This is a genomic window from Candidatus Schekmanbacteria bacterium RIFCSPLOWO2_02_FULL_38_14, assembly GCA_001790855.1.
Lineage (GTDB): Bacteria > Schekmanbacteria > GWA2-38-11 > GWA2-38-11 > GWA2-38-11 > 2-02-FULL-38-14-A.
In genome coordinates, this window is sequence record MGDH01000010.1 from 86,985 (window position 1) to 113,793 (window position 26,809).

The 26,809-nt window shown below is 37.5% G+C and carries 26 protein-coding genes and 1 tRNA gene; 8 read left to right on the top strand and 19 right to left on the bottom strand.

The window, feature by feature from the left end; translation table 11 throughout:
• Nucleotides 1–50: 50 nt before the first annotated feature.
• Complete coding sequence (locus A3H37_11125; protein ID OGL51020.1) at nt 51–902, bottom strand: hypothetical protein; 852 nt, start codon at nt 900–902, stop codon at nt 51–53.
• Between the two features lie 132 nt (nt 903–1,034).
• On the bottom strand, nt 1,035–2,291 hold the full coding sequence (locus A3H37_11130; protein OGL51021.1) for a hypothetical protein: 1,257 nt from the start codon (nt 2,289–2,291) through the stop codon (nt 1,035–1,037).
• 85 nt (nt 2,292–2,376) lie between these two features.
• On the opposite strand from A3H37_11130, the gene A3H37_11135 reads away from it, so the two are divergent.
• A complete protein-coding gene (locus A3H37_11135) occupies nt 2,377–2,868 on the top strand; it encodes a hypothetical protein (protein ID OGL51022.1) in 492 nt (163 codons plus the stop codon).
• Here the strand turns inward: A3H37_11135 and A3H37_11140 are convergent.
• The 4 genes from A3H37_11140 to A3H37_11155 all read right to left on the bottom strand — a co-directional run bounded on the left by A3H37_11140 (nt 2,865) and on the right by A3H37_11155 (nt 7,722).
• The gene (locus A3H37_11140; GenBank protein OGL51023.1) at nt 2,865–5,855 is read right to left on the bottom strand and encodes an L-glutamate gamma-semialdehyde dehydrogenase; all 2,991 of its coding nucleotides are present in this window, start codon (nt 5,853–5,855) and stop codon (nt 2,865–2,867) included. The genes A3H37_11135 and A3H37_11140 overlap by 4 nt on opposite strands.
• Complete coding sequence (locus A3H37_11145; protein OGL51024.1) at nt 5,836–6,216, bottom strand: hypothetical protein; 381 nt, start codon at nt 6,214–6,216, stop codon at nt 5,836–5,838. Before A3H37_11145 ends, A3H37_11140 begins: the two co-directional genes overlap by 20 nt.
• Before the next feature lie 289 nt (nt 6,217–6,505).
• A tRNA-Arg gene (locus A3H37_11150) sits at nt 6,506–6,579 on the bottom strand.
• Nucleotides 6,580–7,134: 555 nt separating this feature from the next.
• Entirely contained in the window at nt 7,135–7,722 is a 588-nt protein-coding gene (locus A3H37_11155) for a hypothetical protein (protein ID OGL51025.1), read from the bottom strand.
• Between the two features lie 49 nt (nt 7,723–7,771).
• Between A3H37_11155 and A3H37_11160 the strand changes: the two genes are divergently transcribed.
• Together A3H37_11160 and A3H37_11165 are read left to right on the top strand one after the other, a co-directional pair.
• Nucleotides 7,772–7,987, top strand: coding sequence for a hypothetical protein (locus A3H37_11160; protein ID OGL51026.1), 216 nt, complete (start codon nt 7,772–7,774; stop codon nt 7,985–7,987).
• Between the two features lie 715 nt (nt 7,988–8,702).
• Nucleotides 8,703–9,737: a hypothetical protein gene (locus A3H37_11165; protein ID OGL51027.1), complete on the top strand. Its 1,035-nt coding sequence runs from the start codon at nt 8,703–8,705 to the stop codon at nt 9,735–9,737.
• A 21-nt stretch (nt 9,738–9,758) separates the two neighbouring features.
• Here A3H37_11165 and A3H37_11170 read toward each other — a convergent pair whose 3' ends face one another.
• From A3H37_11170 to A3H37_11200, 7 genes are all read right to left on the bottom strand, one after another.
• Nucleotides 9,759–11,084 (bottom strand): hypothetical protein, encoded by a 1,326-nt coding sequence (locus tag A3H37_11170; protein OGL51028.1) that lies wholly within the window; start codon nt 11,082–11,084, stop codon nt 9,759–9,761.
• A 33-nt stretch (nt 11,085–11,117) separates the two neighbouring features.
• Complete coding sequence (locus A3H37_11175; protein OGL51029.1) at nt 11,118–11,351, bottom strand: hypothetical protein; 234 nt, start codon at nt 11,349–11,351, stop codon at nt 11,118–11,120.
• Nucleotides 11,352–11,370: 19 nt separating this feature from the next.
• Nucleotides 11,371–12,156, bottom strand: coding sequence for a hypothetical protein (locus tag A3H37_11180; protein ID OGL51045.1), 786 nt, complete (start codon nt 12,154–12,156; stop codon nt 11,371–11,373).
• 150 nt (nt 12,157–12,306) lie between these two features.
• Nucleotides 12,307–14,142, bottom strand: coding sequence for an NADH dehydrogenase (locus A3H37_11185; protein ID OGL51046.1), 1,836 nt, complete (start codon nt 14,140–14,142; stop codon nt 12,307–12,309).
• Nucleotides 14,143–14,302: 160 nt separating this feature from the next.
• A complete protein-coding gene (locus A3H37_11190; GenBank protein OGL51030.1) occupies nt 14,303–14,782 on the bottom strand; it encodes a hypothetical protein in 480 nt (159 codons plus the stop codon).
• Nucleotides 14,779–15,723: a hypothetical protein gene (locus A3H37_11195; protein ID OGL51031.1), complete on the bottom strand. Its 945-nt coding sequence runs from the start codon at nt 15,721–15,723 to the stop codon at nt 14,779–14,781. The genes A3H37_11190 and A3H37_11195 overlap by 4 nt, the downstream gene beginning before the upstream one ends.
• 86 nt (nt 15,724–15,809) lie before the next feature.
• On the bottom strand, nt 15,810–16,088 hold the full coding sequence (locus A3H37_11200; protein OGL51047.1) for a hypothetical protein: 279 nt from the start codon (nt 16,086–16,088) through the stop codon (nt 15,810–15,812).
• A gap of 248 nt (nt 16,089–16,336) precedes the next feature.
• On the opposite strand from A3H37_11200, the gene A3H37_11205 reads away from it, so the two are divergent.
• Together A3H37_11205 and A3H37_11210 are read left to right on the top strand one after the other, a co-directional pair.
• Nucleotides 16,337–18,004 carry a hypothetical protein gene (locus tag A3H37_11205; GenBank protein ID OGL51032.1) on the top strand — a complete coding sequence of 556 codons (1,668 nt, stop codon included), beginning with the start codon at nt 16,337–16,339 and terminating at the stop codon, nt 18,002–18,004.
• 160 nt (nt 18,005–18,164) lie between these two features.
• Nucleotides 18,165–18,752, top strand: coding sequence for a hypothetical protein (locus A3H37_11210; GenBank protein ID OGL51033.1), 588 nt, complete (start codon nt 18,165–18,167; stop codon nt 18,750–18,752).
• Between the two features lie 339 nt (nt 18,753–19,091).
• Here the strand turns inward: A3H37_11210 and A3H37_11215 are convergent, their stop codons facing one another.
• The 4 genes from A3H37_11215 to A3H37_11230 all read right to left on the bottom strand — a co-directional run bounded on the left by A3H37_11215 (nt 19,092) and on the right by A3H37_11230 (nt 21,277).
• On the bottom strand, nt 19,092–19,667 hold the full coding sequence (locus A3H37_11215) for an FMN reductase (GenBank protein OGL51034.1): 576 nt from the start codon (nt 19,665–19,667) through the stop codon (nt 19,092–19,094).
• A gap of 199 nt (nt 19,668–19,866) precedes the next feature.
• On the bottom strand, nt 19,867–20,100 hold the full coding sequence (locus A3H37_11220; protein ID OGL51035.1) for a hypothetical protein: 234 nt from the start codon (nt 20,098–20,100) through the stop codon (nt 19,867–19,869).
• Nucleotides 20,097–20,732, bottom strand: coding sequence for a hypothetical protein (locus A3H37_11225; protein OGL51036.1), 636 nt, complete (start codon nt 20,730–20,732; stop codon nt 20,097–20,099). The genes A3H37_11220 and A3H37_11225 overlap by 4 nt, the downstream gene beginning before the upstream one ends.
• A 29-nt stretch (nt 20,733–20,761) precedes the next feature.
• On the bottom strand, nt 20,762–21,277 hold the full coding sequence (locus A3H37_11230; GenBank protein ID OGL51037.1) for a hypothetical protein: 516 nt from the start codon (nt 21,275–21,277) through the stop codon (nt 20,762–20,764).
• A gap of 179 nt (nt 21,278–21,456) precedes the next feature.
• Here A3H37_11230 and A3H37_11235 point away from each other — a divergent pair, with 179 nt between their 5' ends.
• Together A3H37_11235 and A3H37_11240 are read left to right on the top strand one after the other, a co-directional pair.
• Nucleotides 21,457–21,945, top strand: a complete 489-nt coding sequence (locus A3H37_11235; protein ID OGL51038.1) for a hypothetical protein — start codon at nt 21,457–21,459, stop codon at nt 21,943–21,945.
• Nucleotides 21,946–21,980: 35 nt separating this feature from the next.
• Nucleotides 21,981–22,235: a hypothetical protein gene (locus A3H37_11240; GenBank protein ID OGL51039.1), complete on the top strand. Its 255-nt coding sequence runs from the start codon at nt 21,981–21,983 to the stop codon at nt 22,233–22,235.
• A 234-nt stretch (nt 22,236–22,469) separates the two neighbouring features.
• On the opposite strand, the gene A3H37_11245 is transcribed toward A3H37_11240, so the two are convergent.
• Both A3H37_11245 and A3H37_11250 read right to left on the bottom strand, forming a co-directional pair.
• A complete protein-coding gene (locus A3H37_11245; GenBank protein ID OGL51040.1) occupies nt 22,470–22,928 on the bottom strand; it encodes a hypothetical protein in 459 nt (152 codons plus the stop codon).
• Nucleotides 22,929–23,001: 73 nt separating this feature from the next.
• Nucleotides 23,002–26,037, bottom strand: a complete 3,036-nt coding sequence (locus A3H37_11250; protein ID OGL51041.1) for a hypothetical protein — start codon at nt 26,035–26,037, stop codon at nt 23,002–23,004.
• A 125-nt stretch (nt 26,038–26,162) separates the two neighbouring features.
• On the opposite strand from A3H37_11250, the gene A3H37_11255 reads away from it, so the two are divergent.
• Nucleotides 26,163–26,630, top strand: coding sequence for a hypothetical protein (locus tag A3H37_11255; protein ID OGL51042.1), 468 nt, complete (start codon nt 26,163–26,165; stop codon nt 26,628–26,630).
• Nucleotides 26,631–26,809: the final 179 nt, after the last annotated feature.

The window sequence follows — 26,809 nt, forward strand, 5'->3', positions numbered from 1 at the left end:
GGCTTTTTAAAAACCGCAATTGCTAATTAACTTTTAACTCAACCAAAAAATCAACCCGCATATTCTTTTAGAAGGTTTTTGAATTCAAGTTCAGTAAAAAGCTTTACAATTTCATCCCTGTTTGGCTCTTTGATTTTAAAGGATTCAATATCAGTTTCAATCGGAACATCTTTTTTAATAGTAGCAAGCCTCTTGCTCAAAATAGCCTGCTCTTTATAAGTCTCAAGTTTTTCCCTGAGGTTAGCCTGTTTGATATTTTTTAAATTATTTAAAAGATTTTCAAGGCTCGAAAACTCCTGAATCAGTTTCATTCCTGTTTTTGGTCCTATGCCCGGAACTCCGGGGATATTGTCTGATGAATCTCCCATTAACCCGAGAACATCCGCTACTTTCTCAGGCAAAACACCAAATTTTTCCTCTACCTCTTTTATTCCTGTCCTTTTCCCGGTCATTGAATCAAAAAGCTCCAGATTGTCCTCAACAAGCTGCATAAGGTCTTTATCGCCGGTTACAATTGTCACTCTAAAGCCCGTGTTTACTGCCTTTAAAGAAACCGTTCCGAGAACATCATCTGCCTCAAACCCTGCCATTTCAAGAAGGGGAATATTCAGCAGTTCAACTATTTTCTTAATATAAGGTATCTGAGGTACTAAATTCTCAGGCATCGGCGGGCGCTGTGCCTTGTAGTCTTTAAATTCCTGATGCCTGAAGGTCTCCTCTTTTCTGTCAAAGGCTATGGCAAAGTACTCAGGGCTATTATCCTTAATAAATTTCCTTATCATATTGGTAAATGAAAGGATTGCATTTGTCGGAATCCCCTTTGAATTTGAAAGGTGAGGTGTCGCATGGAATGCCCTGTAGATATAAGAAGAACCGTCAACTAAAAATAAGTGTTTTGACATAAATAATTAAATCCTAAACCCTGATATCTAAATTCTAAATAAAATTCAAATTATAAAAATTAAAAAAAACAGGGGTTCAAAATTTTGAATCCCTGTTTTAAATACTAAATTTGATTTTTGATTTTTTTTAACCTACATCCCCATATTCTTTTCTTTCATCTTATCCTTACCCATATCCATAAAATCACCATCGCCGCCTGTATCTTCCCCTTCATCCGGCATAATATATTCATATTCTTTAAATTTTATATCCTCAACAACTGAGTTCTTGCCCTCCTCAACAGAAACACTATACAGCTTGCTTGCAATCCAGGAATACTGGCTGAAAGAACTTATCTGGTATTCCCCTTTAGGGACAGAAAGCATTGAGTAGTTCCCATCTGCATCTGTGACTGTATACCCGTAAAAGGTATCATTATAAATATCAACCATAGCGCCAGAAACAGGGTTTTCTTTCGGGTTTATCGGGTTTATTACCCTACCGCTTACACTACCTGTTTTCAGAGGACTGAGTTTAAAATCAATTTCCTGAGCATCATTGCCCAGAACCTCAATATATTGCTCCTTAGGTCTCTCAAATCCGCTTTTGGCTTCAAGGTCAATATAAATCGAGTAGTTCCCTTTAGGAAGGTTTTCAAAGGAGTATTTTCCCTCGCTGTCTGTAATAGCGGGGGTTATGCTTTCATACATATAATAGTTAGGGAAGAAAAGCCCTGCAAAACTCTGTGTCGCCTTTTCTTCCTCTTTTGTAGGTTTCTTTTTCCCTTTGCCTCTGTGCTTTTTGTCAATCCTTGCTTTCTCTTTTTTAATTTTTGAAGGATTGATTCTCTGCATAGCAAGCCCGTTATCCTTCTTAACTATTGACATATCTTTCATCCCGCCTGACATTTTCCCGTCTTTCATCATTTCAGGGAAATAATAGGTAGGGAAAGCTGACACTGTAATTCCTGCAATAGGGTCTTCTGTTGATGAGTTAGTTTTAGTTACAGTTCCGCTTATAGTTCCTGTATCAACCAGAGTAAGAACCACATCCTGCTCTGTTATGCTGTTTTCAGTTACTTCAACATTCTCTGCCTTTCCTTCATTATACCACTTGGCATTTGCAGTCAGGGTACCGCTTCCGGGAATAACATTTGTTATGCTGAATTTTCCCTGCTCATCACTTACAGCATAGTAAAAACCATACCACATATTGCCGTCACCGGCTGTGTAATAAATATTTGCGCCTGAGACAGGGCTTCCTGAATCATCCGCCACAACCCCTTCAATGTCGCCTGATGGACCAATATAATAGGGATTAGACGAACCTTTTACAATGCCTGAAGACATTATAAAAAGACCAGTAATGATAAAGATAAATAACCACTTTATACTATTTGGTTTAAACATTTTTATTTCCCTCATGATAATATTTTAGTATAATTAATATAGTTCACAATAGATTGAAAAGCAACAATTAAATTCAGGAATTTAAATGAAAAAATACAGTAAAATTCCATATCTGGCTCTTTTTTTACTGCTTTGTTTTTATTCCTGTAACAGCAAACCATTAGCCCCAATAAAACCCCCTGATTCTATTGGAAATCTTAAACTTGGAAAATATAAAACAGGAAAAGAGGCGCTTAAAGAGATATTTATGCTTCATGGAAGGAAGATGGGTTTGATTAACGGATATGTGGCAAATTATGAAGAAAAAGATGGAAAAGCTACAGTCTATTACTCTGTTGCAAAACACGAAAAGCTTGCCAAAAGGCTCATTGACTGGATGGTAAAAAGGATTGGTAACAGCCACGAGATTTTTAAAGGGCTTAAAAAAGAACAGACAGGTTCTCAGACATTTTATTCAGTTTACGGTATGAGCCAAAAACATTTTTTTCTCTGTAAAGATGACAAAGTCATCTGGATTGCAGCAGACCTGCAGGTGGCTAACCTGGTAATAGAAGATTTTGTAAAAAAAATAATTTAATACTCCTCCTCAGCGGCAAAACCGTGGCGCAGAGTGTTTTCTGTGATTGTGACAGGAATCATGAACTGAACAAGGTAATCTGGTCCGCCTGCTTTTGAACCAATACCTGACATTTTAAACCCACCAAATGGCTGACGGCATACAACAGCACCTGTTATTTTTCTGTTGATATAGAAGTTTCCTGCCTGAAATCTTTCCCGCGCAATCCTTATATGTTCAGGGCTTCTTGAATATAACCCGCCTGTAAGCGCATATTTTGTGTTGTTGGCAATATCAATGGCTTTATTAAAATTTTCTGCTTTTATCACTGAAAGAACCGGACCAAATATTTCCTCCTGTGCAATTGCTGAATCAGGGTTTACATCTGCAAAAATTGTCGGACCTATAAAATATCCCTTTTGAGGCAAATTATCTTTTCCTGTTTCAAGAACAAGTTGACCATCTTTTTTACCAGCTTCAACATACCTGCTTACCTTGTTAAAAGCCTCCTCATCAATCAAGGGACCAATTGTTACTGCCGGCTGAACAGGGTTTCCAATTTTTACGCCTTTAGCGCTTTCAGCAAGCTTTCTCAGAAAATCTTCATATATGCCCTTAAGAACAATTGCCCTTGAACAGGCTGAGCATTTCTGCCCCTGATAACCAAAAGCAGAAGACAAGGTTCCCTTAACAGCGTCATCAATATCAGCATCATCATCAACAATAATTGCGTTTTTCCCTCCCATTTCTGCAATAACCCTTTTGATTCCTTCCTGCCCTTCCTTTATCTCAGATGCAATCCTGTTAATATATGTTCCAACCTCATGTGAGCCTGTAAATGCAATGAAACTTGTCTTTGGGTTCCTGACAAGATATTCCCCAACCTCTTCTCCAATGCCCGGAAGATAGTTCACCACTCCTGGCGGCAGCCCTGCCTCAATTAATATTTCCATAAACTTAAAAGCAGTAACAGAGGACTGCTCTGCAGGTTTCATAACCACTGTATTTCCAGCAACAACTGCTGCAGATGTCATTCCTGTTAAAATTGCCAGAGGAAAATTCCACGGAGCAATTACAACTCCAACTCCCCTTGGCTTGTACATATATTCGTTTGTTTCTCCTGGTATATGCTGCAGAATCCTTGGCTTCTCAAGGCGATTCATCTCTGAGGCGTAGTATTCAAGATAATCAATTGCCTCAGCAACATCAGCATCAGCTTCCTCCCAGTTCTTTCCAACTTCATAGACCTGAAGCGCTACAAGCTCAAACCTCCTCTGCCTCATAACTTTTGCTGCGGCAATAAGATATTCAGAACGCTTGTTAGCTGGAACATACTGCCACGATTTAAAAGCCTTTAATGCAGAATCAACAGCAAGCTCTGCATGTTCTCTGGAGGCTTTTGAAACTTCCCCTATTGCTTCATCAGGGTCAGAAGGGTTTAAGGAAAGAATTTTATCGTTTGTATAAATTTTCTTCCCATCAATCACGAGAGGGTATTCTCCGGATAAATCTTTTCTTGCAGAAGCAAGAGCCTTCTCCATATAGTTCCTGTTTTCTTCTTTTGAAAAATCTGTAAAAGGTTCATGCTCCTTTGAACCTTCTGGAGAAATCATTGTTCCAAAATTACTTGGTTTCTGGTTAAGGGGATTTTGAAATAAAGTTTCTTCATTTAGCCTATGAGCAAAGCTCTGCATCAGGAATGATACATTTGAGCTGTTTTCAAGAAGCCTTCTTACAAGATAACCCATTCCCGGTATAAGCTCACCAAATGGTATGTAGACCCTTACAGGAAAGTCCATCGAAACAATGGCTTTCTTTATTGTATCACCCATCCCATAGAGTAGTTGAAATTCAATCCTGTCATCAGGAATATTTAGAAACGTTGTCATCGCAATTGCGTGGGCAATATTTCTGAAATTATGGCTTGCTATTGCGGTCCTGACAACATCGCTGTTCCTTAAAAGAGTTTCAGCAATTCTTTCAAAGTTTGCATCTGTTTCCCGTTTCTGGGTAAAAACAGGAATCTCCCATCCTTTCTGTCTTGCAGAAATTACTTCATAATCCCAGTAGGCACCTCTTACAAGGCGTATTGTAAAACCTTTTCTTCTTTTCTGTTTTGCCCAGCTTAGAATATCATCAACCATTCTGCCTGAATCTTTCAGATAAGCCTGAACCACCAAACCTGCACCTTCAAAGTCTGAAAACTCATCTTCTTCAAAAATCTCTTTAAAAATCCTTATAGTTAAATCCCTGTAGCAGTACTGCTCCATATCTATGTTTACAAATGTATTAAACTCCCTTGCTATCCTAAGTATTTTTCTCAAACGCTCTTTTACCTCTTTGCCTGTACCTTCAGGGTCAACAGGATTGAACTGAGAATACAGGGAGGAAAGTTTGATTGATACATTTATTGGATAAGACTTATCTGTATCTGTCCTGACAACTTCTCTCTGAAAAAACTCAGACAATTCTCTAATCAGCTCAATGTAGCGCTTCATATAAATTTCAGCCTGAAGTTCGCTTGTAGTGGCTTCACCGAGTATATCAATTGTAAAATCCATATTCTCTTTTTTAAGGTTCTTAACCACATCAAAAGCCTGTTCAACAGTGGAGCCCGGAATAAACTGTTTTGCCATCTTTGTAACACCCAGATTAACAATCGAATAAAGTGCTCTTGAAGTCAGAAAGGGCAGTTTTGTTGCAGAAACACCAATCCTTAAAGGAATTGGCAGGCGGTGTTCAGGGTCAGGAAAATATTCTCTGAGGTATTTTATTACCTGTTTTGGAGTCTTGAGCGCAGGAAAGACATCAATGAACCTTAAAATTTTCGTTTTCAGAAAATTGTCCTTCATACACCATTCAAGGACCTGAGATTCCCACCATCTTGAGTTAATGAAAGTTTCTGTCTCCTCCTGAACCCTTCTGAAAAGTCTTTTCCCTGTTGACTGTATTAATTTTTCAAGTTCATTATTAATTTCAGAAGATTTATTATTCAAGCTTATCCCCATTACTATTTAAAACCTTTCCATCCTTTCTTTTTTCAATCTGCTCCCTCAACCCCTCAAAATCTTCTTTAAAAATATTTTGAAAATCTCCCCCAATCATATCAAGAAACTGCAGCAGGTTTATCCTCAACTCCTTTGTCTTTTCTGAAAGGGAATAGAAAATCCTTGCACCATCCCTCCTCTGTTTAATTAATCCGCTTTTAATAAGAATCCCGATATGGCGTGAAATGGTATACTGGGGTTTCTTAAGGGCGTTTGAAATCTCCCCCGCAAATATCTCCTGATTGGACAAAAGAACAAGGTTAAAAATCCGGAGTCTGTTTTCCTCAGAAAGAGCTTTAAAAATTTCAATTATCTTTTTCATAAACTTGCAATATTGTACATATGCACATTTGCGCAATATTATAAACAAACAATGTTTTCAAGTCAATGGAATAGTTACAGACTGTGTCACAACTTATGTTTTAATGGTAGCCGCAGGCTTTAGCCTGCGCTAAACTTATTGATATTAAAAAATTTTTATTCGCAAACCTAAAGGTTGCGGCTACATTATGTCACAGTTTGTAAAAACTGGTGCTGTGACAAGCCCTTTTCACAATATATAAGTTTCCTGCTTAGTTAAATTATTCTAATCTGGTAACTTATCCATTTATCGCGCCCGGCACGATTCGAACGTGCGACTTGCGGATTCGAAGTCCGACGCTCTATCCAGCTGAGCTACGGGCGCCAGGAAACCAACTCTTTTTCAATGTCCCTGCGCATTATACCACCCTTCAAAAATAATTTGTCTAAAATACAAAGTAATTATAGCCTCACTTTGGCTAAAATACAATCATATTTGTTTTGTTGAGAGAAAGAAATGGTAAAGAGATTTCTTGGAATCAAGGGAATATGGCAAGTAGAATCAGATTAAAAAGAGAACCAGTATAATTAATTATAGCTAGAATTAGACTTTAGAGATATTATTTTCCTTAAAATATTCAGTAAAAGCTGCCTTCATAATTTTAGCAACTGAGACTTTCTTTTCAAGAGCTTCCTCTTGTATTTTCTTGTATTGTTGAGTATTTACGTAAGCTAAAACTTTTTTCATCTCCAGGCTCCCTTAAATAATTATGCTTATTTTCAAATAGTTAATCTAACTTATAAACTTTATTACAATAATGTCAAGAAGTATTATCCTGATTCATATGCAATTTTCACATGGATTAAGAACCTGGCTATCGTACCTGTCAAGCCGGCTGGGGGGGGGTAAAGAGAAGATTTCCTTAAATTTTTCTAAAAATCATTCAAAAACGCCTGTTCTTCCTTTGTGATACGAACAGACCTCACACTCTGGATTATAGCCCGGATATGGGCTGTTTAAAAGCTTGACCATATCCTCTAATTTTTTTTCCATCGAACTAACATCAATCTTAACCAAATCAATATGGCTGTCAAACTTTACTTCAATTGAAGGGTCATTTTTATCCTTAACAAAATAATGAAAAAGATAGGCTCGGTCTGAAACCCTGTGTCCGTGTTTCATAAACATGAAGCCATAGGCGGCAAGCTGATCTATGTAATATTTCTGTTTATCTTCAGCAGGGGCATTGCCTGAAGATTTATAATCTGCCGGAATTAACCGTCCATCATACTCAACCAGAACATCATCAATTTTCCCTGTAAGAACATACCCAGCATCAATACTTACAACCTTTAAAGCATTTGAACTTGTCCGCCATACATTAAGGGTGTTTAAATCGGTGAACGGTTTAATGTTCTCTTGAAGTAGTGCGCTTGTTTCCGGAGGGAACATCTCCTGCTCGCGGTATTTGTCATAACGCGCTTTTAAAATGCTATCCATAGCGCTATTCAAAAGCAAAGGAAGCATCGGAGCCTTTTTATAATGATTATCTACCCAAAAACAAGACTTGCAACTTGTGTATCCATATAAACCGCTCGGGCTTAATTTCCATAAACCTTCATTTGTTTTCATAGCGGATTCTCTCTCAATTCTTTCAAAAAATGCTCTTTTGCTTGGATTAAAAAATATAACCGGTACATTTTTCTTAAAATCAAAACCTCAGGTAGTTCAGGTTTTTATCCGGCGGTGCGGGATTAAAGAGAACTGTTGTTCATGCTCACTAATTAGGTAACTCTTTTGATATAATATATAACCAAAGAAGGCATAAATGCAAATTAAAGATCAAGTTATTATTAAACGTTGGAAACCTATTTTAGAAGAGTACGAAAAGACAAGAGCAAAGGTTACCCCGCGTTCTTTCAAATTCATAAAAGACCTTAATTAGAAAAAGGGAACGGCAGGCTGTCCCAAAATTAAATCTTCAAAAATAGTTTACCACTGTAGATAGTAAATTGATATCTTTTGCGAAATAAAATAACACTCATAAAACAAAATTACTCGTTATTGAGTATGTTATTGCCAGTTCAGGAAACGAGTTTTCAAAAAATGCGCATTTTGGGACAGCCTGCCGGTCTCTTTTTTTTATTAGAAAAGTAACTTCCCACTCCACTTCCGGCAATCCTCCCCATACTCGTAATCCTTGCACATAAAGCCTGGATGGGGAAAGAAGATTTTGGGATTGATGCTTTTAAGAATCTTTTATTAGCAGAAGAATTCTGCAACGGTTGGTTTCACTTTTTGTAAAAGAGGGAACAATGTTTGAAAAAGATACCATATCTATCTTGAAACAGGGTTGACAATTGGTTCTGTTCCATAATAAATTATAATTAGAGCAATAATTCTGTTTAAAGCTTTCTCAGAAACACATCATAAAAATTATAAAAGTTCAGGACTTTAAAAATAAACTTTTTAAAAGGCTAACTTCTAAAATATTTTAGGAGAAAAAGATGGATATTAATTTTAACATAATAGTTATTCCATCAATCATAGCATTAACAACTATTCTGGTATTGCTGATAATCAGAGCCATTTCATTTAAAATCCTTAACAGGTGGGCAGAAAAAACAGAGACAAGGATTGATGACATAATAGTAAACATATTAAAAACCCCGTCTATATACTGGTCAGTCGCCATCGGCATTTATATTGGTATCGCAGTCTCCGAGTTTCCTAAAAAGTATGTAATTCATCTGAACAAAACCATCCATGTATTGATAATTTTTTCCATAACCATCACCATTGCAAACATATTATCAAAAATATTCAGAAATTATGTTCAGAAATTAAATCTCCAGATTCCTACAACTGGGCTTGCAAACGGGATTTTAAAAGGGACGGTTATTGTGATAGGTGTATTGATTATTCTCAATGTTCTTGGCATTTCAATAACACCTCTGCTTACTGCGCTCGGTGTCGGAGGTTTGGCTGTTGCCCTTGCGCTTCAGGATACGATGGCAAACCTTTTTGCCGGCATTCACATACTGGTTGAAAAGTCTATAAGAATCGGTGACTTTATAAAACTTGAAACAGGTCAGGAAGGCTACGTTGAGGACATTACATGGAGAACAACCAGGATAAAAATGCTTCCTAACAACATTGTTGTAATTCCAAACAGCAAACTTGCGCAAAGTACAATGACAAACTATTTCCTGCCGGAAAAAATGATGTCTCTGCCAATTAAGGTAAGCGTAAGCTACTCTTCAGACCCTGAGAAGATTGAAAGGGTGCTTGCTGATGAAGCAAAAAAAGCAGTTGGAGAGGTTCAGGGACTGCTTGGGGACCCGGAACCCTTTGTGAGATTTATCCCGGGATTTGGCGAAAGCTCCCTTGATTTTACTCTCATATGCCATGTCAGGGAGTTTGTTGACCAGTATACTGTCCAACACGAACTAAGAAAAAGGATTTTTAAAAGATTCAAAGAGGAAGGCATAGAAATACCATTCCCGCACCGCACAGTTTATCTTAAGGAAAAAAAAGAATAAGCGGAAAATAATGCTTTGCTCTTACTTTGTCTTTTCCAGAACCTCGTGGGCATTAGACTGGTGGAATTTCAAAAACTTTTCAGCAATCTCAGGCCTCTCTTTTTTCACCCTGTCCATCTTGGACATAAAAGCATCCTTCATCACTGCAGGCGCAGTATTTTCACTCACATAACCATCATAAATCTCATTATCAGTAAGGCCGAACAGATAATCAATCTCATCATCATTTAAAAAACCGATGCCGTATCCCTTCAGGGCTTTTTCAATCTCACCGGGCCAGCAATACTCAAATGTTTTCTTCCAGTAGTCTGTATATTCCTTATATCCGCAGTTGGTCTTGAGATGCTGCGCAGAAACTTTTCCAGCCTTATAGCCATACATCATTGCTCCCTGACAGTAGGTTTCAATAAATGATGGCGCATCGCCGACAGCTATTATATTTCCCTCAGCAGGTTCCTGAATACAGGTATAAAAATTAAGTGTTGCTGCTGCTGTATGGACAACCTTTGCACTCCTGAACCAGTGGCTGAATTTCCCGTTTTTCAGAAAATTATCAATCCCGATTTTGTTTGATGATTTAATAACAGGCGTTGCATACATCAGGTCAATAATTGGCTTATCGCCGGGTTTTGCATCTGCAAGGTGCTTATCAAGCATATATATTGCACCATTACCATCCGGTGTATGCCCTCTTCCAACAAAAATTATAAATGCAGGAGGAAATGGAGATTCCACGCCTTCCAGAAAATAAGAAGCTACACGGAAGGTTATGAAAAATTTTCTTTTTCTAAAGGCTTCAAGCCCAAGAACAATCTGCGAATTCACTCCGTCTGCTGCAACAGCAACACGGCATTTCACATCCTTTACAGCCCTTGAACGGTTTCCGCGGAAGGATACCCTGACCTCATCTTTTTTTATATTCTCAGCCTTCAGCCCAAATGTCTCTGTCAGAACATCAACGCCAAGTTTTTCTGCATCTTCTAAAAGCCCCCGCAAAAGCACTTCCTTATTATAGGCAATAGAAACTCCATTGGGGTTGCTCATTATAAGTTTTTTTCCGCCCGGAGTAATTCTTATTGACTGTTCCAGTTTAGCCCATTGCCCTGTGTATTTAACCTTCAAGCCGAGTTTTTCATAATGGATATTGTTATCTACAATACTGCAGTTATCTCCGTGGGTACTTACCTCATTTATAAGCATCGTACAGCATGACCTGTCAATCCTGGGGATATCCCTTTTCATATCCATAAGAAGAACACTCAATCCTTCTTCAGCAGCAGTTTTTGCTGTCATCAATCCTGCGGGCCCTGCCCCGATTACCACCATGTCATATTTGTTCTTAAGCATAACTAAAACCTTTTAGCTGTTAGCTGAAAGCTGTCAGCTGTCAGCTTCTTCTGTAAACGGATTGCTCTCAAAATTAAGGGAAATAACATCAGGGAAACGGCAGTCAGAATATATTGCAGTAACACCGCAAACTGCCCTGCAGGTCCCGCATTCGATACACGAAAGCTGGTCAATATAAGATTTATTGTCAATAAACCTTATTGCAACCCTCGGGCATTGATTGACACAACCACCGCACCCCGCACATATATCTCTATCTACTTTCATAAGTTAAATTCCAAAAATATTAGGGTTTAGATTTTTTCACTTCCTCTTTCTTGCACATCAGGCATGTTTCAAAAAATTCATCCTGCACCTTTACTTTCTCTCTTATAAACTCTACCTGCTTTGAAGGAATAAAACTCTCCCCGCATACCTTGCATTTTTTATAGTCAAACCCGACTTTCCAGTTATCAATAATCATTGCCGGTCCATTAATCTCTTCTCCCTCAGGTATTTGAGCCTTTTCACCCTCTTCAATCTCGTGCATCTTCACAGCACCTGTCGGGCACACATAAAAACAGGTCCCGCAGCCAATACAGTCTTTTGACTTTTTGAAAAATGGAGAGGCGACAACCCGTTCATATCCTCTCTTCACATAATCAATTGCTGAAACACCTACAATCTCCCTGCATGCCCTGATACACAAGCCGCAGAGAATACACGGTTCATTCTTGCTTTTGAATCTTTCTATCTTTTTTACTTTCAAGCGCTCTGCAAGCTCAAGGAGTTTGCTGTTTTCTGATGCATCTATCAGAAGAAGCCTTAAAACCAGCTCCCTTACTTTTTTAACCCTATCTGTATCTGTTCTTACAACAAGTCCGTCTTCAACAATATACTGGCATGATGAAACAATCCTTGAATTACTGTTCTCGCCAATTTCCACAGCGCACAGCCTGCACCCGCCATAGGGCTTCATGGAATCATGATGGCACAAAGTCGGAATATAAATCATCTCCTGCCTTGCAACATCAAGGATTGTAGCACCCTCTTTGGCTTCTGTTTTTATTCCATTAATTTTTATACTCAGCATTTTTCCCATCTGTTTTCTGTATTTTGATATTTGTAATAACAGACCTTTAGGTCTGTTATTAACAGGTCTGAAGACCTGTTTCTACATTTTCTCTTTGCATATTCGAGAGACAGCCGAGACGGCTGTCCTACTTCTTACTTCTTAATTCTTTTACTTTGTCACCACTGCATCAACCGGGCAAATCTCCTTGCATGCAGAACACTTGGTGCATTTCTTAACATCAATAACATGAGCCTTTTTCTTTTCTCCTGTTATTGCATCAACAGGGCATGCTTCAATGCATTTCCCGCATGCAATACAGGTAGAGGGTTCAATACGGTATTTTATAAGTTTCTTGCATACACCAGCCGGACATTTCTTCTCATTTATATGCGCCTCATATTCATCTCTGAAATATCGCAGAGTTGTCAGCACAGGATTTGGCGCGGTGGCTCCTAAGTTACAGAAAGAGCCATCCTTGATAGACTGTGCCATCTCTTCCAGAAGTTCTATATCTTCTGCCCTTCCATTTCCCCTTGTAATATCCTCAACAATCTCCCTCATCTTTCTTACCCCAACTCTGCACGGAACACACTTGCCGCAGGATTCATCTTCTAAATAGCTCAGAAAATATTTTGCAATATCCACCATGCAGGTATCCTCATCCATCACAACCATTCCGCCTGAACCCATGATAGAGCCTGCTTTTTTAAGCTCATCATAATCAATTGGTAAATTCAGCATATTTGCAGGTATGCATCCACCTGAAGGACCTCCTGTCTGAACTGCTTTGACCTTTTTATCTTTTGGGATGCCACCTCCAATATCAAATATGATTTCAGAGAGCGTAATGCCCATAGGCACTTCAACAAGCCCGACATTTTTAATCTTGCCCACAAGTGAAAACACCTTTGTTCCCTTGCTGTCTTTGGTTCCCATTGATGAGAACCATTCTGCGCCCTTTGCAATTATTGCCGGGATATTTGCAAGTGTCTCAACATTGTTGATGACTGTTGGCATATCCCAGAGCCCTGCAATTGCCGGGTAGGGAGGTCTCTGTCTCGGCTCACCCCAGCTACCTTCAATTGATCTTATAAGCGCTGTCTCTTCACCGCAAACAAAAGCTCCGGCTCCCTGAGTAATCTTAATATCAAAGTCAAAACCTGTTTTCATAATTCCTTTACCAAGAAGCCCTGCATCTCTTGCCATCTTTAAAGCAGTCTCAAGTTTCTCTATTGCAATCGGGTATTCAGACCTGACATAGATATATCCCTGTGTTGCTCCAATTGCATAAGCTGCAATAATCATACCCTCTATTATAGAGTGTGGGTCCCCTTCAAGGATTGAACGGTCCATATATGCCCCCGGGTCACCCTCATCTGCGTTACAGATTACATATTTTGTTTTCCCCTGAGCCTTTCTTGCAACAGCCCATTTTCTTCCTGTCGGGAATCCTGCGCCGCCCCTCCCCCTTATTCCTGATTTTTCAACATCTGATATTACCTTCTCAGGCTTTTTCTCCTTTAAAACCTTTGCAAGCGAAAAGTATCCGTCTCTGGCTATATATTCAGAAATATTATTCGGGTCGATTATGCCACAGTTTCGCATGGCAATCTTCACCTGCTTCTTATAAAATGGAGTAGTATTTATCAATGGGACTGATAAAGCCTGCTGAGATTTGCCATCCGATAAAAGCCTTTTAGTAAAACCGGAAATAGGAAATTTATCCTCATCAGTTCTACCAATTGCCTTTGATGAAACCTTGCCTGAAATAGTGTCTTTTAAGATATTTGAAACTTCCTGAGGTTTTACCTTTCCATATGTTATCCGTGGGAATTTCGGCATAGAGATATCAACAATTGGTTCTGCATGGCACAGACCAATGCATCCTGTCATTGTTATCCTGGGCTTTAAATTCTCTTTTGCAACCTCAGCAAGAATAGCTTCATACACGCCCTTTGCGCCTGTAGCACAACCGCATGTTGACATACCAACACTTATCTTCATCTCTTCAGGGTAAAGAGATTTAAGTCCTTCTTCTTTTATTTTTTCAAGGTCACTTATGCTGTTTATTTTTCTCATTTTCTTCGGTTCCAAATCCCCCCATCCCCCCTTTACTAAAGGGGGGGGTGAGGAGGGATTTATTTTATTCCAATTTGTTTTGGCCTCAAGTATCTTTGTTATCTCTATATTTCTTCAATACCTCTGGAATTTTTTCCTGAGTTAAATCACCGTATATGTCTTCATTTATCCTCACAACAGGTGCAAGGCTGCAGCATCCGAGGCATCTTACTTTGCTAACAGTAAACTCCATGTCTTCGGTCGTACCTTCCTGAGAACTCAGATTAAGCTCGTTACCTATGCGACTAAGTACATTCTCTCCATTTTTTACATGGCATGCCGTACCCATACACACACTTATTTTATTTCTCCCTGTCGGGCTCAGGCTGAATGCCTTGTAGAAAGTTGCAACAGTAAAAAGCTTTGAAACAGGAAGTTCCAGTTTTTTGCTTAAAAAATATAATGATTCTTCCGGCAGGTAGTTATATCTTTTCTGTATCTCATGCATAATCGGGATAAGAGAATCCTCACTCCTCCCATAATTTTCTACAATTGAATCTATTGCTTTTTCATCTCTCTCTGTCATTGCTTACTCTTTTCTAAAGAAAGAATTCTGGTATATTCTCTGTCCACTGATTTCCTGATAATCGAAACTGTATCTCCCCTAAAATTCCTGTAGCGGTCCTGAGATTTGATGTACTGCTCTACCTTTTCTGAATTTTCAACTTTCATTGTAAGGCTGAATTCTCCCTCTGATAATTCCCATAAGGGAAAGAATCTTGAATCTATGGCAAGCTTGGCAAGCTTTACAGTATCCTGAGCAGGGAAAATCCATCCTGTCGGACACGGGGAATGGATTAGAACCAGAGCTGTCCCTTTTTTTTCCATTCCCTTTTTGATTTTATTAATCAGGTCAAACGGATAAGCAACTGATGCAGAAGCCGCATAAGAGATATTGCTTTCAGTTAATGGTTTTAACAGGCTTTTATCTTCCATTATAAAATCGAGCTCTTTTTCTCCCGGAATATGGTGTTCATATTCAATTCCGAATGCTGGCGGTATTGAATTCTTTATAAAACGGTCCATGTAGGGTTCGTTATCATAAAGAGCTATCAGGATATTTAACTTCCTCTCCAGCAAATTAGAAAAAGCTGTGTAATTCTCCTCAAGGATTTTTTTGTCCAGAGCAATGGCAGGTTTTCTGACCCACTCTCTGGTAGTCTTTCCCTCTGATATTAATTTTTTATTCCCTCTGCCAATTCCTGAAACAATTGATTGTACAAGGTCATCAAAGGTCATTTCATCCCATCCAAAGCTCAGGGCATCAGGTCTTTCAAAAACTATCCCTTTTGAGTCATCTGATTTAAAAACAGCCTCCCTGCCAAGTGCTTTTGAGGCAAACCTTACAGCCATTGCCTTTCCGCATCCGGAGCAGGAACGCCTTCCTGTTACAAATGACTCTTCCTTTGGCAGGAGCTTTGGAACATAAATGTTGAATTTATCCATAATTTTTGAAAGTTCAAACATCAAAATCCAAATGTCAAATTAATTTCAAATAACCAAATACCATTTTTTATTTTGTCATTTGAACTTTGGATTTTGTCATTTTATATCTAATACCTTGGGTGCCTTGCAGGGAGCTCCTTCTTTTGCATACTTATACAGCCTGTTACACACTGAGATTTACAGACACCACAACCCTTGCACAGGTCCTCATCTGCCTCAAAGTATCCCTCATCCACCATCTTAATCGCGCTGTCAGGGCAGAAAAGGTAACATACTCCACATTTAATACACTTGTCCCTATCTACCACAGGCTTCTCTTTTTTCCAGTCCCTGTTGCTTTTGAAATCTGTGATAAATGGAATGTTAGAATCTTTTTCTTCAGCCATATCCTTCATTTTTTTTCTTTTAACTTAATATTTTAATAAAACAGAGCCGTAATATAATCATGTTAGAAATAAAATCAAGAATTTTATTAGAAATCTGCCGTTATTATAAAAAAAAAATTTTTTTAAATAATTTTATTTGATTTTAACAAAATATTAATCTACTATTAATAAGTATAATTAAACAGAAAAAGCAACAGGAGTAAAAATAAAATAGTATCTAAAATGAAATCTTTTATTTGGGAGAATTTATGTTGAAATCCATGTTTATTAAGTTTTTAAATCTCAGCACAATAATTCTTGTTTTGCTTTTAGGCGCCGGCTCCTTTTCTTCTGCTTACGCACAGCCTGACATCTCAGTATCCCCAACAAGCCATAACTTTGGAAATGTAACAGAAGGAAATTCATCTACCCCCCTGACTGTAACTATTTCTAACGATGGAGATGGAGACCTTACAATAACATCGCTTTCAATAACAGGGACAGATTTAACAGAATTTTCTATTGATCCTGATTCTGACACCTGTTCAGGCGAAATCATAGCCCCTGCTGGAGACTGCACCGCAGATATAACATTTGATCCCGCAACAGAAGGAGCAAAAAGCGCTAATCTATCCATTTCATCTGATGACCCAAATGAAGACCCACTCAATATTTCACTCACAGGAACAGGTGAAGCAGTTCCTCCTCCCGGAGTGACTGATATATCTGTTTCTTACAACAGCCATGACTTTGGAGATGTGAATCCCGGCGATTCATCAACTCCTTTCACCATAATTATTTCTAACAATAGCACTGTAAATCTTACAATAACATCGCTTTCAATAACAGGGACAGATTTAACAGAATTTTCTATTGATCCTGATTCTGACACCTGTTCAGGCGAAATCATAGCCCCTACTGGAGACTGCACCGCAGATATAACATTTGATCCCGCAACAGAAGGAGCAAAAAGCGCTAATCTGTCCATTTCATCTGATGACCCAAATGAAGACCCATTTGATGTTTCTCTCTTAGGAACAGGAGTTGTGCCTGACATATCAGCAGATCCAGAGTTATTAAACTTTGTAGATATAACAGTGGATACCTCGTCTGAACCACAGGAAGTACTGATTTCTAATAATGGTGAAGGAGCTCTTGAAATTACAGACATTTCTATAACGGGACTTAACAAAGATGAGTTCTCTATCTATTCATCAGAAGAATGTTTAGGAGTAACACTTTTAACAGGAGAAAGTTGTTCAGTCAGTGTTGTTTTTGAACCAACATCAGAAGGCAACAAACAGGCAAAACTGTCCATAGAATCTGATGACCCCGATGAAAATCCGCTTAAACTTTCTCTTACAGGCAGAGGCTTTGTACCCTGCGGAAATAGCCCTGAGATTAAAACCCTCAGCAAATCAAAGGGGACATACAGTGATACTGTGGTAATAAAGGGAAGCGGTTTCTGCACTGACCAGGGAACAGTCATATTTGCAAAAGGAACTATAGGGGTTGAAGCAGAAATAGATGGAGATGGCTGGGAAGACACTAAAATCACAGTCAGAGTGCCATGGGGTTGTCAGGTTGGTAAAAACAAGGTCAAGGTTATTACAAATTACGGAACAGAAAGCGCCACTAAACCTTTCAAATTTTTAAAACCACTGCTTGTAATCACAAAACTGTCTCTTCCGTCAGGAAGCATAGCCTCAGAGCTTGAAATTACAGGAAAAAACTTTGGCATACAGGATGAAAATAACAGCTTTGTCCAGTTTGATAAAACTAAGGCTGAAATCTCTGAATGGAAAAATGACAGCATAATTTTAACTATACCATCTATTATTAAGGTAACGAAAAAGGGGAAGATTGTCTCAATATCCGTGAATACAATCTACGGCTTGAGCAAATCTAAAAAGTTTAAAGTGCTACCAGTTAAGTAAACGGAAAATACATTGACAACAAAAAATCCCTTCTGCTTCCTTTAAAAAAGAGGCAGAAGGGATTTCTGTTTTTACAAACCTTGACTTGCCAACCCTTCAGAAACTATAATAATATAATAATTTATAATCTCTAATTTTAACAAAATAAGGAGTTTGTGTTATGTATTTTGAAAAATATGTTACTCCATTTTTACTCTTAATAACCCTTGCATTAAACACTCTTTCATTTGCAGAGCAGCAGAATCCTCCCTCAAAAGGAACTATGGATGGTCATGTGACAATAGTGGAGTTTTCTGATTTTGAGTGTTCATACTGTGCGAAAGTACAGCCTACAATCAGCAAAGTTCTTGATGAATACAAAAATGAAGTAAAACTTCTTTTCAGGCATTTCCCATTAACACATTTTCATAAAAATGCCTTTAAGGCATCACTTGCTGCAGAGGCTGCGAGAAAGCACGGAAAGTTCTGGACAATGCATGATAAAATGTTTGATAACCAGCAGAATATCAAGGAAGAAGACCTTCTGAAATACGCAGCAGAGCTGAAGCTTGACATTGATGAATTTAAAAAAGCAATGAATTCTCAGGAAGTAAAGGATATTGTTGAAAGAGATATGCAGTTGGGAAAAGAATTCGGAGTCCTTGCAACACCTACCTTTTTTGTAAACGGAAGAATGTTTTTAGGGAACAAACCCATTGAAGTATTCAGAGAAGCGATTGATGATGCACTGGGGAGGAAACGGAAGTAGATGCCAAATATCAAAGCTCAAAGTTCAAATGAATTCCAAAGCTCAAATAACTAAAACTTTTGGTATTTAGATTTTGACATTCATTTGGATTTTGGAATTTGAACTTTTCCCTTAAATTTCCTTTTAAACAATTGAGGCTTTAAAATGATAAAAAAGATTATGGCTTACTGGTCTTTGATTTGCCCTGGGTGCAATATAGGAAGACGCTTTCCTGATTCGTTTATAGGTAAAATGGTAACCAATCACTGGAAAAAGGGATGTCTTGTAAACAAAGCCTATCAGGAAGTCTTTGGGAAAAAATCAACAAATAACTAATAATTTATCCTTGAACCCTTCTCTTTATCCATGCATCTTCTTCATCAGCCACGCCATATTCTCTCCAAGAATCCTGAAGGTATCAATCCCCTCCTTATCATTGAGGATTTCTCCGGGGTTTCGTCCAAGCCCCATATTCCAGTAAATGGATGAAGGAATTATCATCTGATTCAGCGCATAAAGATAATTTATCTGGCTATAGACATTTACAGCGCCCTGTCTTCTCACGGCAATAACACTTGCCCCAACCTTTCTTTTCAAAAGATAATTGCCTGCGCGTGCGCAAAGTCCGCCACGGTCAATGAGCGCCTTAACTTCTGTTGTAACAGAGCCAAAATAGACAGGAGAGCCTATTATGATTCCATCAGCCTTATACATCTTTGAAAGACATTCATTTATCACATCATCCTTAGTAGCGCAGAATCCATCTTTAGTCTCAAAACATTTATAACAAGCTGTACATCCCCTTACAAGATTTCCTCCAAGCTGGAAAATCTCAGTCTCAATTCTCTCTTTCTCAAGTTCTGCAAGAACAATCTTTATTCCTGCCTTTGTGTTTCCTTCCTTTCTGGGACTCCCATTAATTGCCAGAACTTTCATTTAAATATCTCCTTCTAATTATTTTTTATCTCTAAGAAACTCTTCAGCAAAATAGATATGCCACACAACAGTAGGATAGGCGCCTGCCTGCGATAGGCAGGTCTCGCCTGTCCTAAAAGGTTAAACTAATTTTAAAAAATAAAACTACTTAAAAATAAAAGCAAGAGATTTTTATTTAAGCGAGGAAGGAAGGAAGTTTTTATTCAGAAATCATTGATGAAATTTTTGATTCCAAATTTTTTAAAAATTTCTTAGATGGTTTAATAAACCCAACAGATTTTATTAGTCCTACAGTCCTTTTGAATTTCTCCAAATCTTCCTTACACTTCATACATCTTCTGATATGTACAGTTACAGCTTTCATATCATATTCTGATGTCTGGTTTTCAATAAAATCAGAAAACAATTTTCTAATTTCTGCACACTTCATCATCTTAGAGACTTTCTTTTGTATTCCTTCAGATACTTACAGGTTGTCTGAGGGTTTATGAACTCACAAGTATCCATCAAAAATTCTTTAACCTTCACTCTGGCTCTGGCCAGTCGAGCTTTTACTGTCCCAACATTGCAGCCTAAAATATTTGCTATTTGCTTATTAGGTAAACCATAAGCGTCTTTTAGAGTCAAAACAACTCTCTGATTATAAGGAACAAAATTTTCACTAAAATCAACACACTTGATACAGATTTCTTTAAGTTGAAGAATCTTCTCAGGATTAGAATTAGATTCTAACTTTAATATTTCTTTTTGGTCTATATCTGAGTCATGAAACTGATTAACTCTTCTTATAATTTTTATTTTATCCTGGCATAAATTATAAGCTATCCTATAAATCCAGGTTGAAAACTCAGACCTTCCTTGAAATTTATTCAATGAAGAAAAAGCTTTGATGAAGACTTCTTGGCTTATTTCCTCAGCTTCTTCACGATTTTTTAGAATTTTCAAAGCGAGGTTGTAAATCTTAATTTTATATCTATGAAATAATTCCTTAAAAGCTTCCCTTTCCCCATTTTGGAAGTTGCTGATGAAATACTGGTCAGGTAAATCAGATGATAAACTTTTCATAATAATTTTTTTATTTCAGCCTGTTTATTTTAATCTCTGATCCAGATTAGCTTATACCCCCTTTTCTTTTTAGAATCAATAAAGGAAATTTTTTCAGGTTTCACTTTAATATAGATTAAATTTCTTTTTACTTCTTCTATAGAAACCTCTTTTCCAACAGCTTTTAATGCTCCTTCAGAATTAGTTAGTTTCCATGCATGGTTAAATTCCGATTCATTGTCATTATAAGTGATGATTTCTGCTTTACCCCATAACTGAAGTCCACGAGTGTCATTCCATCCATATTCACTTTTTACAGGATGAAAAATAGCTAGAGAAACATTGGGGTTAGATTTTATATTGTCTACTTTCCCACCTTCTTTAATATCAGTTGATATCCAGATATTTAAACCTTCATAATGATACATTAAAGGAGTAGCGCGAGGAATATTATCCTTTGATGTTGCCAAAACACAGGTTTTATATTGAGGTTTATGTTCTTTAAGATAGTCAATTATTTCCTTTTCTATTTCGTCCTCTGTTTTTTCCATGATTTTTCTATTCATGAAACACCGCCATTTCCAAGATAAGTCTCCTTATTTTAAAGTAAAGCTATTTTATTATTTTTAGACTCAAAAAGGACTGAAAGGATACGTTGGTTAAGGAATTTTTTAAAAAAATTTTTAAACTCCGTACCCTTTTATCTTATTTCCAGTCTAAATATATAAAAAGAGGAGGAAAAATTATGAATACAAATGAGAAAAATATATATATCGATCCTGATATACCTGCAGAACAGCAAATTGCTTTTCTTCGCCGAAGTGCAATTAATTTCAAGTTTAATACCTTTGAAGTCTTAAAAGAGAAGTTCGGAACGGAGGGGATTGAAATCTTTAAAACCATCTTAAGAAAGAACTATAGGCAGGCAATAGATAAACACAAAGGGAAAAACTTTGAAGAAATTAAAAAGTTAGCTGGACTTCCAGATAAGATCTTTGGCCTTCAACTAAAACACGATTACACGAAACCAGATGAATTTCAATACACCATTACCTATTGCCCTTATTTAGAAGAAAGCAAACGAAGGGGTCTTGGTATGGATTTTTGTGATATAATGGAAGAAGTCGAAATAGAGGAAGTCAGCAAGAACTTGGGAGAGATTACAGAGCCTACCCGAATGTGCAAGGGTGACAGCAAGTGTATCATTAGGATGAGAAACACTTTGGAACGATAAAAATCAATCTAAGTAAACAAAAAGGAGTGGCTAATATGAGTAATAATTGCTGGGATTTAAATCCGAATTGCTTTGTAAAAATAAAGCCTGATTATAAATGCCCTGCTTATGAACAGAAAAAGAACTGCTATGAAATGGACTGGTTTGCTCTTATGCAACCTTTGCCGGTAGAAAAGAGGAAAGCAGCTTGCACATATATGGAGGAGAAATGCACTGTATGCCCTGTTTATAAAGAAAACAAGGCAGCAATGGATAAAATCATTCAGAAATTACGAGCATCAATTCCATGAAAACTATTGTAGTGTCTGCAAAATTTTTTACACTTATTTTTCTTTCACCCTCCCCTTCATCCCCTCCCATCAAGGGAGGGGAGACTGAGATAGAAACTCCTGTCAAGTGATAAAAGATAAAAAAATCCTCCATAATCTAGAAAAGAATATCCGATTCTTTTTACTCCTGCGGAAGAGTTCTATCCAACGCTCCCCTCTCCCCTTGTGGGAGAGGGCAAGGGTGAGGGGTTACAATCATTTATTATAAAGAACCTTCAGCTTCGCATCAATTAGCTGTTTGTGTGAAAGTTTAAGAAGTTTGGAAAGTTTATGAACTAAATAATCCTCGTGCATATCAAGTTTTCCGTCTGCATAAACTACTTTCCATACAGTTTCAATAACCTTAATCTTTTCTTCAGAAGAATAATTTTCATTTATGAAGTTTGTGAATTTCCATAAATCCAAGCTATCATCAAGCTCTTTTCTTGAAATTTCTAAAAGTTCTTCAGCATCTTCATCTGGAAGAGAAAAATCACTTTTCAGAACATTAACGATATCATTTTTTTCTGCTTCATTGAATTCATCATCAATATTTGCCATCTCAAGAAGGAGCGCGCAGGTTGCTACCCGAATTTTTAAATTAATATCATTCCCCTGCTGAGGAAGGCTTTCTGTTGCATTTTTACTGAAGAACTTTTTTATCAAACCACGCATAATAATTTTTTGAATAACATTCTGCCCCTTTTATGTCAAGTTTCTAAGGGGAGGAAGAGATTTTAGAATAGAGCTAAAGGCAGGTTTTGATTTTAAATGCTTTCTTATTACTCCTTCCATACATTGTTCTTACTATTATTGTTCCCTTCCGACCTCTCATATTCGGGGCAACAGCGATTATTTTATCCTTTGTCCATGAAATAATAGCCAGTTGTTTCTTTATATCCCCGTAATGGAAATAGACCTTGTCTTTCTGATTGCCAAAATACTTGCCATTAATGGTAAATTGACTTTTTTTGCATGCAGGATTAGGGCTTACGGAAACAATCTGAGGAAGGGCTTTTACTAAGGTAAAGCTTGTCTCATTGCTCTCTTTATTATCATCAGTACGTGTTAAAGAAACCCTTACCCAGCCTGAAGCCATTCCAAACGGCACAATGACATGGATTTTACTATCACCCCAGCTTGTTATGCCCGTTGAATCAAGTATAAATTCTTTATTAGCACTGTCAACAAAACTAACCTTTCCAGCTTGGCTTCCAAAATTACTTCCTGTCAAAATAAGCTCATCTTCACTTTTTAGAGAAGTAGGTTTGAGCTCAGATAAGGAAGGTGCTTCTTTTTGAGTAATTGTGAATTTTCTGCTATTACCACCTCCACACTTGTTCTTAACATAAAAATATCCAAATTCATATTCCTTTAAATTCTCTGGCACTTCTGTTTCAATCTCATTATCACTCCACGAAATTACCTGTGCCTCCTGAATTTTTATAAAGAGTTTGCTGTCAGATTGAATATCACCAAAACCATGGCCTATAATTTTTACAACTGTTCCAACAGGGCCGGATTCAGGAATTATCTGGTCAATGGAAGGAATCTCACACAGGTCTAATGTAACAGGAATCTGGTAAGGAGACAAGCTCCCGTTTCCAGATTCAATAGATATATTACCTGTATAATTCCCCCGCGGAAGTCCGTTTAACTCCAGCATAACAAGGCTTGATGATGGCACTTCCCCTTTATCCGGATAAAGTTTTATCCAATCAGAATCAATGTTAGATTTCCAGTTGAATGAATTCCCACCCGGGTTTTTGATTTCAAGGTTCTGGTATGGCGGGTTAAAAGTCTCCATATTTACCAATGTTGGATCAATAACCTGTCCACTTAAATTGATTTCTGTTAAGTTACAATTGATTTCTGATTCTCCGTAAAGGAACAATGAAATTGGAATCTCCTGGGTTTCAACTCCTTCTGCTTTTATGGATATCTTACCAGTATAATCTCCTATCTCAAGGCTGCTCGGATTTATGCTAACGCTTACCGAAGAATCTCCTATACCTGATGAAGGATTAGAGACTATCCAGTCATAAGAGGTTGTTATCTGCCATGACGCTCCTGATAAATTTATAAATTTCAAGTTTATATTTTTTGGGCTCGGTTCTCCTCCACCCTTTGTTCCTTCAAAGTTTAAACCATAGGGTTCAATGACCATCCTCTGGTCTTGTGAATTTATTTCAAAGTTGATTGACGTAATATCCCCTGCATTTCCAACAGAATTTATTGCTCTCACTTCAAGAATATGGGTTCCATTAGGTAAAGGATAAGTTTTAATAGTGAAACTCTCTTCTGCTTCATCAAAACCACCATCAGAAGGGATTGCTTCAATCCATCCACCGCTATCAATGCGATACTCAACTTTCCGTATAACATTTGTAGTCATATCAGGTTTTGAAGAACTTACAGGGTTCTGGTTTTTCACAGGAGACTCTTTTGTATTCCCATTGAATTCCGGGGTTGAGATAGAAAAAGGAGACACGAAAATATTTATGGTAGTAGCAGGAAATGTGTCTAATATATCCGGTATACCATCTCCGTCAGAATCTATAATTCCTATCTGGCCCCTTGTGTAAAGGCATAAATTTTTATCTCTATATGCTTCTCTCATCACACAATCTTCATATTTATTACAATCTCCTTTCTTGCTATTTCCATTTTTCCATTTAAGGTATCCACTTGGGTGGGAACAATCAGGGGTATAGTTAGCTTCATATTCATCATCTGCATAAAAAAGGTGGCTAACTTCATGGGAAACAAGTGAAGCAAAGGCTTTTTCGTTATGGAAATGGATCGCTGAAAAGGGACCACCAATCCAACCAACACTCACTTTGCCACTTGTGCTGCTTGTTATATCAATGAGAAAAATTGTTATAGCCCAGTTTGTTTCATATTTTTCTCTGAGGTCATTGTCATATTCTCTGGTTTGAGCAAATAGATCATTACCTGGATATCCAAGTACATTCATTACCTTATATCCATTCAAAAAGTCGAAATTCTGCATATTAGGTTCTTCAGGAATACTTACCTTCTGATGAATTTCATAGGTAAATGAAATATCAGCTTTTGATGGTGCCTTTTCAGCTAACCAATTAAGACCTTTCTGAACTGCTGCTATTGCTGTTTCAATCTCCTCGTCTGTCCAGTTCTCTGCATTCCCCTCACTTTCAGGCAGAATAAGTCCCACTGCTATGCTCCCTGTTAAAAACTCACTGGTATTATCAGAAGCAGCCCCATAGGGCATTCCCTTAAAGGATCTTTTAGGATATAGTTTTTTAACTTTTGTTTCAGGTGGCATTAATGCGCCGGAGCAATTAAGTTCCACCTGTTGTTTATCTGTTAATTCCGCTGAATTCTTTTTTGATGAGTTGAGACTAACCTTGGCAAAATTCCTCTCCCATATTTTAGAAGCAAGATTTGCAGTTTTGCTCTTTAAAATAATATTTTTAATTCCCTTGGATCTACCTCTGATTACCATTATTTTTCTTTTAAACTTATTTAATTTTTTTTCTGAACCATCCGGAAGATATCCAATAAAGGAATCAGGAGGAAATCTGTGATAGATTATTCCACCTGTTTCTTTTAAAATACTAAGACACTCCTTCATCTCTTTTAAATTCTTTGACTCAGTTAAGATAAGAGTATTGCTCTGAGGTGATAGATTATTCGAAGCATAGGAATAAACAGGCAGCAGAAAACAAAAGCAGAAAAGTAATGAATAGACAATTTCTATAAAGTTTGATGCATGTTTAATCTTTTTTATCAATTCACGCATACATAGTTTGAATAACATCAGCAGTTGATTCTGTCAAGTTTTCTGAACCCAGAAAAACATTTGACTTTTTCCTGATAAAATCTATTCTGAAACCAACAATTATCTACACAAAAAGGAGAAAATCTATGTCAGTCACCCGCGGCGTTGGAACAATGGATGAATCTGAAGTAGCTGAAATGTTCAATACCAACAAGGTCGGCATTCTTTGTCTTAGCAAAAAAGACAAGCCCTACGGTGTTCCCCTTGAGCATTACTTTAATGGGAAAAACCTCTATTTTGCAGCAAGCTTAAAACACGGAGAAAGAAAAATCAATTGCATTAAAAATAACGGAAACGCTTGTTATACGATATATGATTCACGACGTGAACAACCAGAGCTAATCTCAAAGGATATACGCTGCCGTTCAGTCATAATAGAAGGCAGAATTAACCTGGCTGGAGTTAAAGAAGTGGATGATAAGGAATCAGGAAAAGTTAAATTACAGATATTGGAAATGGATATTGAAAAGATTTCCAACTGGAAATGCCCCAGGAAAAAATGCCATTGGCATGACCAGTGGTTTGTCAGGCACCCTGATTTGGTAGAAGATTGAGTGTTAAAATGATGGAGAGTTCCAGGAGCATCTAATCTCGCTTGCCGTGGCATAAAAACCTCTTATCATAACTTCTCATTAATTACAAAGTGTTCTTTTTTAACAACGTCCCCTTTTTCTTCCCGAGGGTTTAATCAGTCTGAAGAACTTGGAAGATGTATTTCAGAGTCACTAAAAAT